Raw genomic sequence first — 17,506 nt, 5'->3', positions numbered from 1 at the left:
TTATTATAATTTTAAGAGTACATCCATAATTTTTTATAGGGACTACAAATTTATCAATTTAATTTTAAATAGATAAGATGATAAATTGGGTAGAATCTTAAATTTTCATAAAGTGAATTTTAAAAATAAAACTCATTTTATTTAACTTACTACGGAGGGCTAAGGGTGAAAAAGAAGAAAAACAAAGGATTTAAAGATTATAAAATAACAAAGTCACTTAGATTTGGAAGAACGTATTGGACTATGATAGTAGTATGGGGGTTACTAGGAGTATTAACCTTAAGATTATCATATGTAATGATTTTTAAGCACAAAGAATACGGTGCCATGGCAGAAGAACAATGGAAACATGAAATAAAAATAGGAGCTAAAAGAGGAGAGATATTAGATAGAAATGGAGCTCAATTAGCTGTTAGTGCTAATGTTTATAGGGTAGATTTAGATCTTAAAACGCTAAGAGAAGATACATTTACTAAAGATGATACAGATGATACTAAAAAAGAAAAACTTAATAAAATTGCAGGGGAGTTAGGTACTGCTTTAGACATGCCTAAAGAAGAGGTATATGATAAGATAAATACTACTTTACCATCAGGATTGCCAGCGACATCTGTTACTTTAATCAGAAAGATAGAAAAAGATAAAGCTGATAGTGTCAAGAATTTAAAGATAAGAGGAGTAATAGTTTCACAAGATACAAAGAGATATTACCCAGATAATAATTTCTTAGCACAAGTATTAGGACGAGTTGATGCAGATGGTATAGGTCAAGGTGGTATAGAGCGTGAATATAATGCGGAATTATCAGGATTACCAGGAATGAGAATATCAGAAGTTGCAAGAAATAGTAGCGGTATACCTTATTCAAGTTCTGAATTTGCAAATCCTGTTGATGGTAAAGATGTTACATTAACTGTTGACGAAACTATACAGTATTTTGCAGAAAAGGTTGCAGAAGAAGGTAAAAAAGAATATAAAGCAGATGGGGTTAGTATAATAGTTATGAATCCCAAAAATGGAGAAATATTAGCTATGGCTAATAAACCAGACTATAATCCTAATGAACCTTATAAGGGTTATGAAAATTTCCCTGGTAAAGATAAAACTGAAAAGATGGAAAATATGTGGAAAAATGATGCTGTATCAAATACCTTTGAGCCAGGATCTATATTTAAAATGGTAACAGCTTCAGCTGCAGTACAAGAAGGGATAGCAGGTGGAAATGAAACTTATTTTTGTCCAGGTGGAAAAAATGTATCTGGAACTTATATAAAATGTTGGAAGCCAGAAGGTCATGGAACTGAAACTTTTGACCAAATATTAGAAAACTCTTGCAACGTTGGATTTATGGATATAGGTCAAAAACTTGGAAAAGAAAAATTAAATAAATATATAGAAAAGTTTGGATTTGGTAAGCAGACAGGAATAGATTTGCCAGGAGAAACAACAGGGATAGTAATGCCAAATGATAGAATAGGGCCAGTAGAGCTTGCAACCATATCATTTGGTCAAACTGATAGTGCTAGTTCAGTTCAAATGATGGCAGCTATGAATACAATTGCCAATGGAGGAACATGGATACAACCTCATATAATGAAGGAAATAAGCCACGAAGATAAGAGTGGGGCAAGGGTAGTAGATAAAACTTTTGAGCCTAAAAAGATTGATAATATAATAGATCAGAAAACAGCTATGAGGGTTTCAGAAGCACTAGAAAGAACTGTTCACTTTGGATCTCCTAAGAGAGCTTATATAGAAGGCTATGGAATAGCAGGTAAAACTGGTACAGCTGAAAAGGTTAAGGCTAGTGGGGGATATGGTGCAGGATATGTGGCATCTTTTGCGGGATTTGCTCCATATAATAATCCACAAATTTCAGTTTTAATATCTGTAGACAATCCAAAGGGAGAATACTTTGGTGGATTAGTAGCAGCACCATTAGCTCATGATTTATTCAGTGATATATTTAACTATATGGAATTAGATAATTCAAAAATAGATAAAAATAAAGTGAAAGAAGAGATTGTACCAGAAGTTAGGGGCATGAGCTTAGATAAAGCTAAATCTATTTTAGATCAAAATAATATAAAATATTCTGTAGAAGATGGCGGAAATTCTGTAGTTGATATGAATCCTAAACCAGGATATACAATCAAAGAAGGAAATGAAATTAAACTTTACACTAAAACTACTTCAAATTATAATAAAGATGTTGTAGTACCAGATTTTAATGGACTTTCAACGGACAAAGCAAAGGAAATTTTAAATAAAATTGGTTTGAAAGGTACATTTACAGGAGAGGGAGTTATTAAGGAACAAAGTATATCTCAAGGTGATGTAGTTAAAAGTGGTACAACAATAGAATTTAAGTTAGATAAGAAATAATGATAGTTAAAAACTAGCATGTGAGTAATTTCACATGCTAGTATTTTGTGAATTTAACGCTTGTTTAGTGCATAGTATTTAAGGAGTGAGAAAAATGATTCTTAAAAGTTTATTAAAGGGCTTAGATTATGAAGTTATAAAAGGTAATGAAGAGTCAAAAGTAAAAAATATAAGATATGATAACAGAAAAATAGAACAAGGAGATGCCTTTGTTTGTATAAAGGGATTTAAGGTAGATGGACATTCCTTCGTTATTGATGCTGTTAAAAAAGGAGCTAAGGTATTAATAGTTCAAGATGACGTAAGTGTTCAAGAAGACATAACAATAATAAAGGTTAGAGACACTAGAAAAGCTTTAGCAATAATGTCTTCAAATTATTTTGGAAATCCAAAGGATAAGCTTAAAATAATAGGGATAACAGGAACTAATGGTAAGACTACCTCTGCTTTTATTATTAAATCTATCTTAGAAAAAGCTGGATTAATGACAGGTTTAATAGGAACCATAGCAAATTATATAGGAAATAAAAAAGTAGACGCAGTAAGAACTACACCAGAATCTTACGAGCTTCATGAGCTATTTAAAAATATGGTTGATGCTGGAGTAGAATATTGCGTTATGGAAGTTTCATCACACTCTCTAGAGTTAGATAGAGTATATGGAATTCAATTTGAAGAAGGAATTTTCACTAATTTAACTAGAGATCATTTAGATTTTCATAAAACCTTTGAAAACTATTATAATGCGAAATTTAAGCTTTTTGAAAGAAGTAATCATAGTATCATAAACTTAGATGATCCATATGGAGCTAATATAGTTAAGGATATAGAAGAAAGAGAAGTAAAGACTAAGGTTTCTACTTTTTCAATTGAAAAAGAGTCAGACTTTAAGGCTTTTGAGATTAAAAGTCACTCAAATGGTTCAGAATTTAAGGTGAATTTAGAGAGTGTAGAAGAGTTTTATATAAATATTCCTGGAGAATATAATATATATAACTCATTAGGTTGTATAATATGTGCACATAACTTAAATATTCCAATGGATAAAATTAAAGAGGGATTAAGTGATGTTGTTATACCAGGAAGATGTGAGTTAGTAGCAAAGGAGAAAAATTTACCTTATAGCATAATAATAGATTATGCACACACACCAGATGGATTAGAAAATGTTTTAACTACAGTAAAAGCCTTTACTAAAAATAGAATGATTTCTGTATTTGGTTGTGGAGGAGATAGAGATAAGGTTAAGCGTCCTCAAATGGGTAAAATAGGATGTGAATTATCAGATATTGCAATAATTACTTCAGATAATCCAAGAAGTGAAGAGCCAATGGATATAATTAATGACATAGTAAAACCACTTAATTATGATAATTTTGTTATTGAAGTTAATAGAAAAGAAGCTATAAGAAAAGCAATGAATATGGCTTTAGAGGGAGATGTTATTGTTATAGCTGGTAAAGGACATGAAACATATCAAATACTAAAAGATGAAACAATACACTTTGATGAAAGAGAAGTTGTATATGATATTTTAGAAGGCAAGTAGAGGTGTTAAAAAATGCTAGAGTTAAATTTACAAGAGATTGTAAAAGCTACTAAGGGAGCTTTATTAAAAGAAGCTGATGTGAAAGAAATAAAGGCTGTATCAACAGATACAAGAAAAATAGAAGAAGGAACTATGTTTATTGCCTTAAAAGGTGAAAATTTTAATGGAAATAACTATGTTTTAGATGCCTTTAATAAAGGGGCTAAAATTGCTATAGTTGATGAAGTTAAATGTGACTTAAATGAATTAAAAGAAGATGTAGCTTTAATTAAGGTTGAGAATACTGGAAGAGCCTTAATGGATTTAGCTAAATTTTATAGAGAAAAATTAGGATTAAAGGTTGTTGGTATTACTGGTTCAGCTGGAAAGACTTCTACTAAGGATTTAGTGGCTGCTGTTTTAAGTGATAAATATAAAGTTTTTAAAACAAAGGGAAATTTTAATAATGAAATAGGATTACCTCTAATGATATTAGAATTAGATAGCACATATGATGTTGCTATTTTAGAAATGGGAATGAGAGGCCTTGGACAAATTAGAGAGCTTGCAGAAATAGCATCACCTGATTTAGGTATTATAACTAATATAGGTATTTCTCACATAGAAATATTAAAAACTAGAGAAAACATATTAAAAGCTAAGATGGAAATAGCAACTTTCTTTGATAAAAACAATACCCTTGTTGTTTGTGGAAATGATGACTTTTTAGGAGCTTTACCTGAGGCTGAATATAAAATAGTTAAAACTGGAGTTGGAGAAAATTTTGAAATAGGAGCTAAAAATATAGCTTTAGAAGAACTTTCATCTAAATTTACAGTTTATGATGGAGAAAAAGAAGAAGAGTTTTCTTTAGATATGCCAGGAGAACATAATATAAGTAATCTTATGTTAGGAATTGCCATAGCAAAAGAGTTAGGTGTTTCCTTTGAAGAAATGAAAAGGGGCTTAAAAAATATTGAAGCTACTTCAATGAGATTAGAGCTTATAAAAAAAGATGGATTTTCAATTTTAAATGATTGCTATAATTCAAGTCCAGTAGCTGTTAAATCAGCTATAGATGTTATGAAAAACATAGAAGGAAAGAGAAGAATAGCAGTTTTAGGAACAATGAGAGAACTAGGACATAAATCAGAGGAAGCTCATGAGGAAATAGGTAAATATGCAAAGGAAAATGGAATAGAAAAAGTACTTTGTTTTGGTGACTTCTCAGAAAATATTAAAGAAGGATATGGAGAAGGATGCACTGTATATAAAAATAAAGAAGAACTAATAAATGATTTACTTAACATTATATGTGAGGGCGATATTATATTAGTTAAGGCATCTAGAAGTTTAAAATTTGAAGAAATAACTAAAGCATTATTAGAAAAGTAAATGGAACTAAGGAGGTGAAGCTGCTTAATAGTTTAAGTAGCAGAATTTTATGGAAATTTTAAAGTCAATGATAGATCCAAAGATAGTAATGGCAATAGTAATAAGTTTTATAGTAGCATCAATATTAGGACCTATTATAATTCCACTACTACATAAACTTAAATTTGGACAAAACATAAGAGAAGAGGGCCCAAAGAGTCATTTAAAAAAAGCAGGAACTCCAACTATAGGTGGATTAATATTTATTTTTGCAACTATTATAACAATGTTTATTATGGTTGGAAATCCAACGGATGAGGCTATGATAGCTTTATATTCCTTCGTAGGATTTGGTTTTGTAGGATTTTTAGATGACTTACTAAAGATAATCAAGAAGAAAAATGAAGGATTAACATCAGGACAAAAAATGATTTTATTATTAATCGTATCAGGATTTTTAACTTGGTATGCTTATAAATATATAGGAACTAGCATTAATATACCATTCTTAAATGGGCAAATTAACTTAGGATTATTCTATATACCAGCTGCAATGTTCTACTTTGCAGGGGTAACAAATGCGGTAAACTTAACAGATGGATTAGATGGATTAGCTACATCAGTTACTGTTTTAGTAACTACATTTTTAGGGATAATTAGTTATAATTTAGGACACATAAGTTTAGCAATATTCTGTGTTGCTTTAGCAGGTGCATTACTTGCCTTCTTAAGATTTAATGCATTCCCAGCTAGAGTATTTATGGGAGATACAGGTTCTCTTGCTTTAGGAGGAGCTGTAGCAATGGTGGCATTAATACTAAAAATGCCTTTAATACTAGTGTTAATAGGAATTATCTACGTAATAGAAACACTTTCAGTTATATTACAGGTTGCTTCATTCAAGCTTACAGGTAAGAGAATATTTAAAATGGCTCCTATACATCACCATTTTGAGCAACTAGGTTGGAGTGAGACAAAGATAGTTTCTGTATTTTCTATAATAACAGTAGTATTTTGCTTCATTGCTTTTGCTTCACTTTAGAAAATTCCTAAAATAGGAGGTTTTTAAATGAAGAAAAAAAAGACTACTAAAAAGAGTAATATTAACCCATTGGATTATGGACTTTTATATACAATAGTTATTTTATTAGCTATTGGGGTGGTCATGGTTTATAGTGCAAGTTCATATTTTGCTATGGTTAACTATAATGATAGTACAGCTTTTTTGAAAAAGCAGGCTTTATTTGCAGTAGTTGGTTTCATAGCTATGATATTTATATCAAGATGTGATTATCATAAACTTAAAAAATTAACAGGAATACTACTTATTATAACTCCTATATTATTGGTTGCTGTTTATGCATTCCCAGCAACCAAGGGAGCACAAAGATGGATAAAGTTAGGTCCACTTTCTTTCCAACCATCAGAACTTGCGAAATATGCGGTAGTTATAATCTTAGCTCATATGATTACCAATAAAGGTGAGCAGATTAAGGAGTTTTGGAAGGGAATAGTTCCTTGTTTCGTAATAGGGGGAGGATTTGCAGCTCTTATACTTGCTCAGAAAAACCTTAGTATAGCAGCTGTAACTGGCTTTGTTACATTTATAATGGTTTTTGTTGCAGGTGCAAGAAAAAGATTTATGTTTGGAGTAATAACTCCAATAATTTTATTTGCAGGTTCATTCTTTACTTTATTTGAGGATTATAGAAGAAGAAGACTTTTAAACTTTATTAATCCTTGGAAAGATCCAGCTGGTGATGGATATCAGCTTATACAATCCTTTTATGCTTTAGGAGCAGGAGGAGTTACTGGACTTGGAATAGGACAATCAAGACAAAAAACACTATACATGCCAGAGCCACATAATGACTTTATATTCGCAATAATAGGAGAAGAGTTAGGGTTAATAGGGTGTACAGTAGTAATATTATTATTTGTAATATTTGTTTATAGAGGAATAAAAATAGCAATGAGTGCTAAAGATGAATATGGAACTTTATTAGCAGTAGGAATTACTTCTATTATAGGATTACAAGCCATAATTAATATTGCCGTTGTAACAGGTTCAATGCCAGTTACAGGAGTTCCACTTCCATTCATAAGTTATGGAGGAACTGCACTAGTGTTTAACTTAATGGCTATGGGAATTCTTCTTAATATATCAAGACAAAGAAATAAAAAGATTGATTAAAGGCGTTTTATACGCCTTTATTTTTTATTAAATTATATGTAGAATTTTAATAGTAATTTTTTTACTATTAGTAATATTTTCTTAAAAACTTAATGAAAAAAATCTAGTAAAATGATATTATTGTTATTGAAATGCAAAATAAAGAAATAAGGAGTAATATGGATACGAACATAAATGAATATATACAAAAAAAGAAAAGAAAAAAGACAAGAAAGAAAATTATATTAGTTAGTATAATACTTATTGTTATATTAGGATTAATTTTAATTAAGACACCTTATTTTAATATAAAAAAGGTTAATGTTAATAATAATAATGTTATAACTAAAGAGAGTATAATAGGAGAAAATGATATTTTAAATCAAAATATATTCTTGCTTAATACTTCCGCTCTGAAGAAAAAAATATTAAGTAACCCATATGTAAAAAGTGTTAAAATATCAAGAAAGCTTCCAGATCAATTAAGTATAAATATAGTTGAAAGAAATGCTACATTTATGGTTAATGATGGTGCTGATTTTTATGTTTTAAATGAAAATTTAGTAATAATGGAAAAGAAAAATTCAGCTGAAGGTCTACAGTTGCCTACAGTAACTGGGTTAACTGTAGAAAATAGATTTTTAGGGGAACCTATGAGTACAGATAAGGATAAAGTTGAGGTTTTAAAAGAGATTGGAGAGGCTTTAAACAAAAGCAAAATAAAGGTAAACTCCGTAGATATATCTAACCTTAATAATATTGTTATAAATAAGGGTGAGGTTCAAATACTTTTAGGAAATTCAGATGAATTAAGTGATAAGTTAACTAAGATGGTTAATATATTAAATGATCCGGCAGGAAATTTTGAAAAGGGATATATAAACATAAGCTTTAATGGGAATCCTGTAATATATAAAGAGAAGTAAGGAGGAGTGCTTTTTGAAGAAGTTATCTTCACAAATTATTATAGGTATAGTTTGTGCTTTGTTAGGGTTTTTATTAACCTATCAATTTAAAATAATAAACAATAAAGAAAAAAACATAATAGAAAATTATAACCAAAATGACATAATGGCAGAAATAGACGGACTTAAGAAGGAAAAAGAAGAGCTTCAAAAGAATAATGATTCTTTAAATAAGAGGCTTAAAGAAATGGAGGATGCAGCAGCTTCTAAAGGGGATGTAAATAATAAAATAAAAGAGCAATTAGATAAAACAAGAATGATTTTGGGAACTGAAGAGGTTAAGGGGCCAGGAATAATTTTATCCATAACACCTAAATCACCATTGCTTACTTCAAAGGATCCTCAATATATAAGTGAAAATGAAATTGTTCATATATTAAATTTATTATCTTTTTCTGGAGCAGAAGCTATTGCTATTAATGATATTAGAATAACTCCACAAACAGGAATAAAGAATGCTAGTAACTTTATTTGGATAGGAAATAACGAGAGAATTTCTCCAAAGGAGAAGTTGACAATAAAAGTTATTGGTAATCAAGATAACTTAATAAAAGGAATTGATTTTCCAGGGGAAATGGACTATGGAGTATTAGGAGGTAATTATGATTATAAATATGAGAAAAAAGATTCAATTACAGTACCTAAGACTACTCAAAACCTATCTTCTGAGTATTTAAAAAAGGTTGATTAGGAAGGTGATTGAATGATAGTATTTATTGGGCTTTTAGTAGGTATAATAATAGGAGTTATATTCCCAGGAAGCATACCAGATAAGTTTTCCCCATATTTATCTATAGCCATAGTTGCATGTTTAGATTCTGTTTTTGGAGCTATAAAGGCTAGTTTAAAGAAAGAATTTCAAGCAGATGTTTTTATATCAGGATTTTTTGGTAATGCAGCTTTAGCAGCTTTACTAGCATATCTAGGTGATAAACTTGGTATACCACTATACTTTGCAGCTGTAATAGTATTTGGTAGCAGAATATTTAATAACTTTGCAGCTATACGAAGGATATTATTAGAGAAAAGCAAAGAACGATAAAGAGGTGATGCTTTGAAAAATAGAGAATTTACTATTTTTATATTTACAGCTTCTGTTATAGTTGGGCTTTTAATATCTATGAACATAAGTTTTGATGGAGTAGAAACCACAAAGGTATTAAATGCTAGAGAATATCAAGAGGCATATAATAAACGTAACAATCTTTATAATGAAATATCAAAGTTAAAGGAAAGTAATAGGGAATTACAGAAAAAAATAAATAATTACTCAAAAAATGATGAGAATAGTAATAAAATTTCAAATGATATGATAGAAGAGGTAAATAATAATTTAATGCTTTCTGGATTAGAAGACGTTAAGGGACCAGGTTTAAAAATAGTCTTAGAGGATGGTGGAGAAGCTTTTAGTGGAGAAGTAGTTGATGATTTCATGAGGCTTTTAAGAACTATTCATGATGATGATATGATAAAAGTTATAAATGAACTTAAGGCTGCAGGAGCAGAGGCAATATCTATAAATAACCAAAGAATAATATATAACACAGAGATATATTGTGGAGGACAGTTTTTAAGAATGAATGGAGTTAAAATACCAGCTCCCTTTTATGTTAATGCTATAGGTGACCCTGAAAAAATGGAGAATCAAATTATGAGAGATGGAAGTTACATTAAAACTCTTATGAATAGAGGAATAAAGGTTCAAATAACAAAAAGTGACGACATTACTATGCCAGCATATATAAGTGATATGAATTCTAAGTATATGGAACCTAATGCAAAGTAAAAGAACTATGTTTTGTAAAAAATTTGTACAAAAAAGAAGGATTTTCTATTCCTATAAAGAAGAATATAATGTAATATATAATTAAAGGAGACAGTAAAAGTGGATATAAAAGAAAATTTAACAAAATTTACAGAAAAAATTCCAAGTAACGTTCAACTTATTGCTGTATCTAAAACAAGAACTATTGAAGAAATGGAAGAGGCCTATGAATTTGGTATTAGAAAATTTGGTGAAAATAAGGTTCAAGAAATAATAAGAAAATTTGATGAGTTTCATCAAGATGTAGAATGGCATTTAATAGGGCATCTTCAAACTAATAAGGTGAAGTATATAGTTGATAAAGTTCATCTTATACAATCATTAGATAGTATTAAATTATTAAAAGAAATAGAAAAGGTATATGGTAAACATAATAAAATTGCCAATACTTTAATTCAAGTTAACATAGGAAGAGAAGAACAAAAGTATGGTATCTTGGAAGAAGAGTTAGATGAACTTATAGAAGCTATAGAAGCTTGTAACAATGTTAATGTTTTAGGTATTATGACTATAATTCCAAAGGGAACAGAAGAAGAATGTAGGGAGTATTTCAGTAAAACTCATAAACTTTTTTGTGAATTAAAAGAGAAAAAGTTTAAGAATATAAAAATGGAGATACTTTCAATGGGAATGTCAGGTGACTATGAAGTTGCCATTGAAGAAGGAAGCAATATGGTTAGAATTGGCCAAGGAATTTTTGGCAAAAGATTATATAAATAGAATTAGGAGGATATGTGTATGTCAAAAGTAGTTAGTAAAATGAAAAGTTTTTTAGGGTTTGATGAATTCGAAGATGAAGATGAAGTAATGGAAGAAGAAGAGGTAATGGAGGAAGAAGAATCATTTGCTCCAGTATTATCTTCTAAGAAAAATGGTAAGGTTGTAAATATTCATACAGCTAATACAGCTAAATTAATGATAACTAAACCATTAGTTTATGATGATGCAACTGAAATCTGTACTGCATTAAAAAATAGAAAGATTGTTGTTATAAACACAACTTCATTAGAGCTTAGAACAGCTCAAAGATTAATAGACTTCGTTGGTGGAGCTTGTTATGCATTATGTGGAGAACTTCAAGAAGTTGAAAAAGGAGTATTTATAGTATCACCTTCAAATGTTGAAGTAAGCAATGAATTAAAGAGTGAATTAAGCAACAAAGGAATGTTCAACTGGGCTTCAAAATAATATGAATAAAAAAGATTTTATAAATTTATTAAATTTAGAAGAGTTTGAAGCATTAAAACTCTTTGAGAGATTTAATTTAGCTAGGACAAAAAATATTTCAGTATTTACTGATGAGTTTTATACTCCAGATGTATGGAGCACTCTTCAAGAAATGAATTTATTTGATGTAAATGTTGAAAGTTTTGGATTTTTTGAGGATGGAGAAAGAAGAGTAATAGCCTTTAATAAGGAAGAATATGATTTGTTTCCAATAAGTCTTTTAAGGATTCAATGCAATACTAAATTTTCAAAATTAGAGCACAAGGACTATTTAGGGTCTATTATGGCCTTAGGCATAAATAGAAACAAAATAGGTGATTTAATTTTAAGAGATGATGGATGCTATGTTGCTGTCCATCATAGTATAATTGACTTTTTAATTAATAATTTAAATAAAATAAGAAATCTTAATTGTAAATGTGAGATAATTTATGATTTAGATGAAATACCTAAACCTAGCTATGAAGAAAAAAATATAATAGTAACTTCTAAAAGGTTAGATTGTATAGTTGCAGCCTTGGGGAACATATCAAGAAGTAAAGCTTTAGATGCTATAAATTCAGGAAGTGTTCTTCTAGACTATAGAATAACAAAAGATAAAAGCAAAGAAGTTTCAGAAGATTCAAGACTTACCATAAGAGGTATTGGAAAGTTTAAAATAAGTAATATTTTTGGGACAACGAAGAGTGGTAGATTAAAATTGACAGTATTTAAGTATACATAGGAGTGTGATTATATGAAATTAACCCCAATGGATATTAACAACAAGGAGTTCAAAAGGGTTTTAAGAGGTTATTGTCCAGAGGAAGTAGATGAATTCTTAGACCAAATAGTCGAAGAATATGAGATTCTTTTTAAAGAAAACACTGCTTTAAAAGAGAAACTTGAAAATTCTAACGATAAGATAGAGCATTATAGTAAAATTGAGAATACAATTCAAAATACTTTATTATTAGCTCAAAATACAGCTGAGCAAGCAAAGGCTAATGCTCAAAAGGAAGCCGATGTAATAATCAAGAGCGCTAATGACACAGCTCAAAGAATATTAGATAAGGCTCATAATGATGTTATACAAATCAATGATGAGTATGACAGAGTTAAACAAGAGTTTACAAAGTTTAGAGCTAAGTTTAGAAGCTTTATGAACTTCCAAATAGATACTTTTGATGATTTAGAGAAAGATTTTATTAAGAATTTTAACATAACTAAGCCAGAGGACGAAACTGAAACAGAAGAGCCACAAGGTATAAAGATTGATTTTGAAGAAGAGAAAGAAGAAAAAACTGAGCTTAAAGACATCTATGAAGTGGAAACACATTTTGATGATGTAAATGAAATTAAAAGCTTCTTTGCTGAAGAGTAAAGAGCTATTAAAAAATCTCACTTTGATTAAGGTGAGATTTTTCTTTTTGTTTAATTAATTGTTGAAATTTAATATTTTATTATATAATATTTAAGATATAGCTTTAAATATTTACTTTAGAATGGAGCAAATAAACTATGAGTTTAAGTAAAGAAGTAATAAAAATAACTGAAGAAGAAAAAGGAATAAGAGCAGATAAATTTTTGGCTCTTAAAATAGATGGAGTTTCAAGAAACTTTATTCAAGGACTTTTTGATGATGGAAAAATTTTAATTAATGGAAAAGCAGAAAAGGGAAAATATAAGCTTTCAGTTGGAGATTGCGTTGAGGTAGAAATACCAGAACCAGAGGAATTAAAAGTTGAAGCTGAGGATATCCCATTAAATATAGTTTATGAAGATGAAGATGTAATAGTAGTTAATAAACCAAAGGGAATGGTAGTTCATCCTGCACCGGGAAATTATACTGGAACTTTAGTTAATGCATTATTACACCATTGTGATGATTTATCAGGAATAAACGGGGTTATAAGACCTGGAATAGTACACAGAATAGATAAAGATACTTCTGGAATATTAGTTGTTGCAAAAAATGATAATGCTCATCAAAAACTAGCAGAACAATTTAAAGATCATAGCATAAAGAGAGAATACTATGCTATTGTTGAGGGAAGATTTAAAAAAGAAGGTGGCACAATTGATGCACCTTTAGGAAGACACCATAGAGATAGGTTAAAGTATGCTGTGGTTAAAGACGGAAAGAGAGCAGTTACTCATTATGAAGTTCTTAAAGTATTTAATTCATGTTCCCTTGTTAAATGTACTTTAGAAACAGGAAGAACACATCAGATAAGAGTTCATATGGCCTTTATAGGGCATCCATTACTTGGAGATACTGTTTATGGCTTAAAGAAACAAAAGAAATTAAGTCAAGAGGGGCAAGTTCTTCATGCTAAAACATTAGGATTTATTCATCCTACTACTGGAGAATATGTTGAATTTGACTCAGAATTGCCAGAGTACTTTGAAAAAATTGTAGAGAAATTAGGAGGGTGTTAGAATATGCAGCTTAAGGCAAGTTTATTAGATGAAAATGCTATAAGAAGAGCGCTTACAAGACTTTCACATGAGATAATAGAAAAGAATAAAGGGGTAGAGGATATAGTTCTTGTTGGAATTAAAAGAAGAGGATATCCTTTAGCAGAGAGACTTTCAGAGTTTATAGAAAAGTTTGAAGGTGTTAAAATTCCTGTTGCTAGTGTTGACATAACATTATACAGAGATGATTTAACTAATGTTAGTGATACACCAAATTTAAATGATCCTAAAATAGATGTGGATATAAGAGGAAAAAAGGTTATTATAGTTGATGATGTTTTATATACTTGTAGAACGGCTAGAGCAGCTATTGATGCAATAATGGATCAAGGAAGACCAGAATTTATACAGTTAGCTGTTTTAGTAGATAGAGGACACAAGGAATTACCAATAAGAGCTGACTATGTTGGAAAGAATATTCCTACATCAAAGGATGAAATAATAAAGGTTCAAATCAAAGAGATTGATGGAACTGATTCAGTTGAAATATATGAAAATTAAAACTAAGGAGTAAATTTTTATGGATTATAATTTAATAGCCACTGCAACTTTTGGCTTAGAGGCTGTTGTTGCAAAGGAATTAAAAGAGTTAGGATATGAAGACCTAAAAACTGAAAATGGAAGAGTTCATTTTGAAGGGGATGAAATGGATATTGCCATAACAAACCTTTGGCTTAGAACTGCAGATAGAGTTTTAATAAAAGTGGCTGAGTTTAAAGCTGAAAGCTTTGAAGAGTTATTTAATAAAACTGTAGAGATTGATTGGAGCAAGTATATACCTGTAGATGGTAAGATGCATGTTGTTGGTAAATCTGTTAAGTCAAAACTTTTCAGTGTTCCAGATTGTCAATCAATAGTTAAAAAAGCCGTAGTTAAGAGTATGAGCAGAAGTTACGGTCAAGATTGGTTTACAGAAGATGGTCCAGTTTATAAAATAGAGGTTGGTCTTTTAAAAGATGTGGTTACCTTAACAATAGATACTTCAGGAGAGGGATTACACAAGAGAGGATATAGAGAACACTCAGGGCAAGCTCCACTTAAGGAAACACTAGCTGCAGCTATGGTTTTACTTTCAAAGTGGAGAGGAGAGCAAACTCTTATAGACCCATGTTGTGGATCAGGAACAATACTAATAGAAGCTGCTATGATAGCTAAAAACATAGCTCCAGGATTACATAGAAAATTCGTTTCTGAAACTTGGCCTTCAATGGATAAGGAAATTTGGGATCAAGTTAGAGAAGGAGCAGAGAAATCTATAAAGAAAATTCCTTTAGATATAACTGGTTATGATATAGATAGTTGGGTATTAAGTACAGCTAAAAATAACGTAAGAAAAGCAGGATTAACTGATTGTATAACTATAGAAAAAAGAAACTTTTTTGATTTTTCAACTAAGAAAAAGTATGGATATATGATTACAAATCCACCATATGGTGAGAGAATAGGTGAAAAAGAAATAGTTTCAAAATTAAATAAACACTTTGGAGAAGTTAAAGAGAAATTAGATACTTGGGATTTTAACATTCTAACAGCATGTCCAGATTTCCAAAAAGAGTTTGGTAGAAAAGCTACTAAAAACAGAAAGCTTTACAATGGTAGACTTTTATGCTACTACTATCAATATTTAGATAATAATTTAAAGAAGTAATTTAAAAAGAATATAATATATAAAAAGTTACAAATAGAATGAAAAGATAACTGTATAAATTATTAGTTTAGTACAGAAGTTAGTAGAATCTATTTGTAACTTTTATTTTATTACTTAAGTTTTTCTAAAGTTATTTCCTTTGGTGAATCCATATAAACTGTCTTGTTAGTTGAGTATATTACCATTCCAGGTTTAGAACCAGAAGGTTTCTTTACATTTTTAACTAAAGTATAGTCTACAGGAATTTTAGTGCCACCTTTTCCTTTACTATAGAAAACAGCTAAGTTAGCAGCTTCTTCTAAGGTTTTATCAGGAATATTTGAACTTTTAACAATTACGTGAGAACCAGGGATATCCTTAGTATGAAGCCAAGTATCATTTTTGTCAGCAAACTTTAAAGTTAAATAATCATTTTGAATATTATTTTTACCAACATAAATATCTATTCCATCAGAAGAAACATAGTGATAAGGCTTAGATTGTTTTTCTTTCTTTTTACCATTATTATTTCTTCTAAATCTTATATATCCTGTTTCTATAAGTTCATTTTTTATAGCATCAATATCTTCATAGTTATCTGCAACCTGTATGCTTGAGGAAACTGAATTTAAGTATTTAAGCTCATCTTCATTTATAGCTAATTGTTCTAAGGCAGATTCTTCAGCTTTTTTTAATTTATTATATTTTTTAAAGTAAAATTGAATGTTTTCAGATGGTGTTTTATTTTCATCAAGTGAAATAGTTAGGTATTCTTCATTCTCACTATAATAATTTAAAAGGTCAACAGATTTATCTCCTTTTTTAATACTATAAATATAAGATGTTAAAAGTTCACCTTTAATCTTAAATTCCTCTTTTTTATCACATTCTTCTAAGGTTTTTTCAAGAACCTTAATCTTTTTTAAGCATCTGTCTATATTAGTATTAACTAATTTTTGAATATCTGCACTTTTTGCATGTAATCTATCTTGTTTATCCTTATTAGCAAAAAAGGCATCTAAAAGTTCACTACTATTATCATAAACTTCTTTGGTACAATGATCTAAAATAGATAAATCTTTAAAATAAAAATCTATAATTTTTTCGTTTTTGTAGAATATAATATTTTGTATATCTTTAAATATGTTATTAAAGTAATTATATATAAAATTGAATATATCATCAAAAACATATGAGTCTCCAAATTGTGATTTAAATAATGAATACATTTCAAGAGAAAGATTTTTACCAACACCAGTTAGTAGCTTTGAAAAGATTTTTTCATCTAATTCATTATTATTTTTGCTTAATTCAGCTTTTAAATCTTCTTTTGAAAAGTCAAAAGGATTTAATTTTTCAGATGCAGGAGGGAATACATAGCTTACACCAGGATATAGAACTCTAAAACTATTTTTATTTGCTGTTATATGTTTTATTGATTCCATAATTTTATTATCTCTCTTCCTTACAAGAGAAATATTACTGTGTCTAGCCATTATTTCTACTACTAAAGTATATACACTATCAAAACCCATTTCATCTTTATTTGCTATATCAATGGAAACAATTCTATCTGTAGATTGTTGATATATGTCAATTATTCTTCCACCTGTTAAATATTTTCTTAATACCATACAAAAAACAGGAGGTTGTAATGGATTATTCTTACTTATTGTAGTAAAATGTAATCTAGGGTATTTGGAACTAGAGGAAATTAAAAGTTTTTTATTTTCCTTTCCACGTACATTTATTATTATTTCATCCTTTTCAGGTTGATTTATTTTGTCAATTCTAGAATTTATTAATGAATCTTTTAATTCATTTATTAAGTTATATAAATAAATACCGTCTAAAGCCATGATTTTCTTTCCTTTCTAAATTGATTGAACTTACAGTTAGTATACATCTTATAATAAAAAGTATCAATAATAGGTAATTTGAG

At 29.3% G+C, this 17,506-nt stretch carries 17 protein-coding genes; 16 read left to right on the top strand and 1 reads right to left on the bottom strand.

Translation table 11 applies throughout. The features are described from left to right. The first annotated feature begins 165 nt into the window (after window positions 1-165). The 16 genes from ACYUCG_RS07680 (at window position 166) to ACYUCG_RS07605 (ending at window position 15,585) form a co-directional block, all read left to right on the top strand. On the top strand, window positions 166-2,385 hold the full coding sequence (locus ACYUCG_RS07680) for a stage V sporulation protein D (RefSeq protein WP_081092148.1): 2,220 nt from the start codon (window positions 166-168) through the stop codon (window positions 2,383-2,385). Window positions 2,386-2,479: 94 nt separating this feature from the next. Further along, a complete protein-coding gene (locus tag ACYUCG_RS07675) occupies window positions 2,480-3,934 on the top strand; it encodes a UDP-N-acetylmuramoyl-L-alanyl-D-glutamate--2,6-diaminopimelate ligase (RefSeq protein ID WP_240298595.1) in 1,455 nt (484 codons plus the stop codon). 12 nt (window positions 3,935-3,946) lie between these two features. Beyond that, window positions 3,947-5,308 (top strand): UDP-N-acetylmuramoyl-tripeptide--D-alanyl-D-alanine ligase, encoded by a 1,362-nt coding sequence (locus tag ACYUCG_RS07670; RefSeq protein ID WP_060795166.1) that lies wholly within the window; start codon window positions 3,947-3,949, stop codon window positions 5,306-5,308. Window positions 5,309-5,357: 49 nt separating this feature from the next. Beyond that, window positions 5,358-6,329, top strand: coding sequence for a phospho-N-acetylmuramoyl-pentapeptide-transferase (gene mraY, locus ACYUCG_RS07665; RefSeq protein ID WP_240298593.1), 972 nt, complete (start codon window positions 5,358-5,360; stop codon window positions 6,327-6,329). Between the two features lie 27 nt (window positions 6,330-6,356). After that, window positions 6,357-7,481, top strand: a complete 1,125-nt coding sequence (gene spoVE, locus ACYUCG_RS07660; RefSeq protein ID WP_460268385.1) for a stage V sporulation protein E — start codon at window positions 6,357-6,359, stop codon at window positions 7,479-7,481. 158 nt (window positions 7,482-7,639) lie between these two features. Then, window positions 7,640-8,386 carry a cell division protein FtsQ/DivIB gene (locus tag ACYUCG_RS07655; protein WP_283677904.1) on the top strand — a complete coding sequence of 249 codons (747 nt, stop codon included), beginning with the start codon at window positions 7,640-7,642 and terminating at the stop codon, window positions 8,384-8,386. 13 nt (window positions 8,387-8,399) lie between these two features. Beyond that, window positions 8,400-9,116 (top strand): DUF881 domain-containing protein, encoded by a 717-nt coding sequence (locus ACYUCG_RS07650; protein WP_060795162.1) that lies wholly within the window; start codon window positions 8,400-8,402, stop codon window positions 9,114-9,116. Window positions 9,117-9,128: 12 nt separating this feature from the next. Next, window positions 9,129-9,467, top strand: a complete 339-nt coding sequence (locus ACYUCG_RS07645; RefSeq protein WP_060670842.1) for a small basic family protein — start codon at window positions 9,129-9,131, stop codon at window positions 9,465-9,467. 12 nt (window positions 9,468-9,479) lie between these two features. After that, window positions 9,480-10,211, top strand: coding sequence for a DUF881 domain-containing protein (locus ACYUCG_RS07640; protein ID WP_460268384.1), 732 nt, complete (start codon window positions 9,480-9,482; stop codon window positions 10,209-10,211). Between the two features lie 99 nt (window positions 10,212-10,310). Next, window positions 10,311-10,970 (top strand): YggS family pyridoxal phosphate-dependent enzyme, encoded by a 660-nt coding sequence (locus ACYUCG_RS07635; RefSeq protein WP_258355600.1) that lies wholly within the window; start codon window positions 10,311-10,313, stop codon window positions 10,968-10,970. A gap of 18 nt (window positions 10,971-10,988) precedes the next feature. After that, window positions 10,989-11,438 carry a cell division protein SepF gene (locus tag ACYUCG_RS07630; RefSeq protein ID WP_003451474.1) on the top strand — a complete coding sequence of 150 codons (450 nt, stop codon included), beginning with the start codon at window positions 10,989-10,991 and terminating at the stop codon, window positions 11,436-11,438. A gap of 1 nt (window position 11,439) precedes the next feature. Further along, window positions 11,440-12,201, top strand: coding sequence for a YlmH family RNA-binding protein (locus ACYUCG_RS07625; RefSeq protein ID WP_003475151.1), 762 nt, complete (start codon window positions 11,440-11,442; stop codon window positions 12,199-12,201). Window positions 12,202-12,213: 12 nt separating this feature from the next. Then, window positions 12,214-12,840, top strand: a complete 627-nt coding sequence (locus ACYUCG_RS07620; RefSeq protein ID WP_060795157.1) for a DivIVA domain-containing protein — start codon at window positions 12,214-12,216, stop codon at window positions 12,838-12,840. 137 nt (window positions 12,841-12,977) lie between these two features. After that, entirely contained in the window at window positions 12,978-13,898 is a 921-nt protein-coding gene (locus ACYUCG_RS07615) for an RluA family pseudouridine synthase (RefSeq protein WP_003458700.1), read from the top strand. A 3-nt stretch (window positions 13,899-13,901) separates the two neighbouring features. Continuing rightward, window positions 13,902-14,438 carry a bifunctional pyr operon transcriptional regulator/uracil phosphoribosyltransferase PyrR gene (pyrR, locus tag ACYUCG_RS07610; protein WP_124228674.1) on the top strand — a complete coding sequence of 179 codons (537 nt, stop codon included), beginning with the start codon at window positions 13,902-13,904 and terminating at the stop codon, window positions 14,436-14,438. A 19-nt stretch (window positions 14,439-14,457) separates the two neighbouring features. Beyond that, complete coding sequence (locus tag ACYUCG_RS07605; RefSeq protein WP_003451545.1) at window positions 14,458-15,585, top strand: THUMP domain-containing class I SAM-dependent RNA methyltransferase; 1,128 nt, start codon at window positions 14,458-14,460, stop codon at window positions 15,583-15,585. Between the two features lie 110 nt (window positions 15,586-15,695). On the opposite strand, the gene ACYUCG_RS07600 is transcribed toward ACYUCG_RS07605, so the two are convergent. Further along, window positions 15,696-17,423, bottom strand: coding sequence for an Rqc2 family fibronectin-binding protein (locus ACYUCG_RS07600; protein WP_460268383.1), 1,728 nt, complete (start codon window positions 17,421-17,423; stop codon window positions 15,696-15,698). Window positions 17,424-17,506 lie beyond the last annotated feature (83 nt).

The organism is Clostridium sp. CTA-17 (assembly GCF_054767895.1).
The sequence above is the reverse complement of the archived record's forward strand: the minus strand, read 5'-3'. Positions and strand labels throughout refer to the sequence as shown.

What these genes read in the sequence shown, in the direction of transcription:
- ACYUCG_RS07655 (WP_283677904.1), top strand. Translation starts at nt 7,640, where the DNA reads ATGGATACGAACATAAATGAATATATACAAAAAAAGAAAAGAAAAAAG.
- spoVE (WP_460268385.1), top strand. Translation starts at nt 6,357, where the DNA reads ATGAAGAAAAAAAAGACTACTAAAAAGAGTAATATTAACCCATTGGAT.
- ACYUCG_RS07605 (WP_003451545.1), top strand. Translation starts at nt 14,458, where the DNA reads ATGGATTATAATTTAATAGCCACTGCAACTTTTGGCTTAGAGGCTGTT.
- ACYUCG_RS07600 (WP_460268383.1), bottom strand. Translation starts at nt 17,423, where the DNA reads ATGGCTTTAGACGGTATTTATTTATATAACTTAATAAATGAATTAAAA.
- mraY (WP_240298593.1), top strand. Translation starts at nt 5,358, where the DNA reads ATGGAAATTTTAAAGTCAATGATAGATCCAAAGATAGTAATGGCAATA.
- ACYUCG_RS07670 (WP_060795166.1), top strand. Translation starts at nt 3,947, where the DNA reads ATGCTAGAGTTAAATTTACAAGAGATTGTAAAAGCTACTAAGGGAGCT.
- ACYUCG_RS07645 (WP_060670842.1), top strand. Translation starts at nt 9,129, where the DNA reads ATGATAGTATTTATTGGGCTTTTAGTAGGTATAATAATAGGAGTTATA.
- ACYUCG_RS07675 (WP_240298595.1), top strand. Translation starts at nt 2,480, where the DNA reads ATGATTCTTAAAAGTTTATTAAAGGGCTTAGATTATGAAGTTATAAAA.
- ACYUCG_RS07620 (WP_060795157.1), top strand. Translation starts at nt 12,214, where the DNA reads ATGAAATTAACCCCAATGGATATTAACAACAAGGAGTTCAAAAGGGTT.
- ACYUCG_RS07630 (WP_003451474.1), top strand. Translation starts at nt 10,989, where the DNA reads ATGTCAAAAGTAGTTAGTAAAATGAAAAGTTTTTTAGGGTTTGATGAA.
- ACYUCG_RS07625 (WP_003475151.1), top strand. Translation starts at nt 11,440, where the DNA reads ATGAATAAAAAAGATTTTATAAATTTATTAAATTTAGAAGAGTTTGAA.
- ACYUCG_RS07615 (WP_003458700.1), top strand. Translation starts at nt 12,978, where the DNA reads ATGAGTTTAAGTAAAGAAGTAATAAAAATAACTGAAGAAGAAAAAGGA.
- pyrR (WP_124228674.1), top strand. Translation starts at nt 13,902, where the DNA reads ATGCAGCTTAAGGCAAGTTTATTAGATGAAAATGCTATAAGAAGAGCG.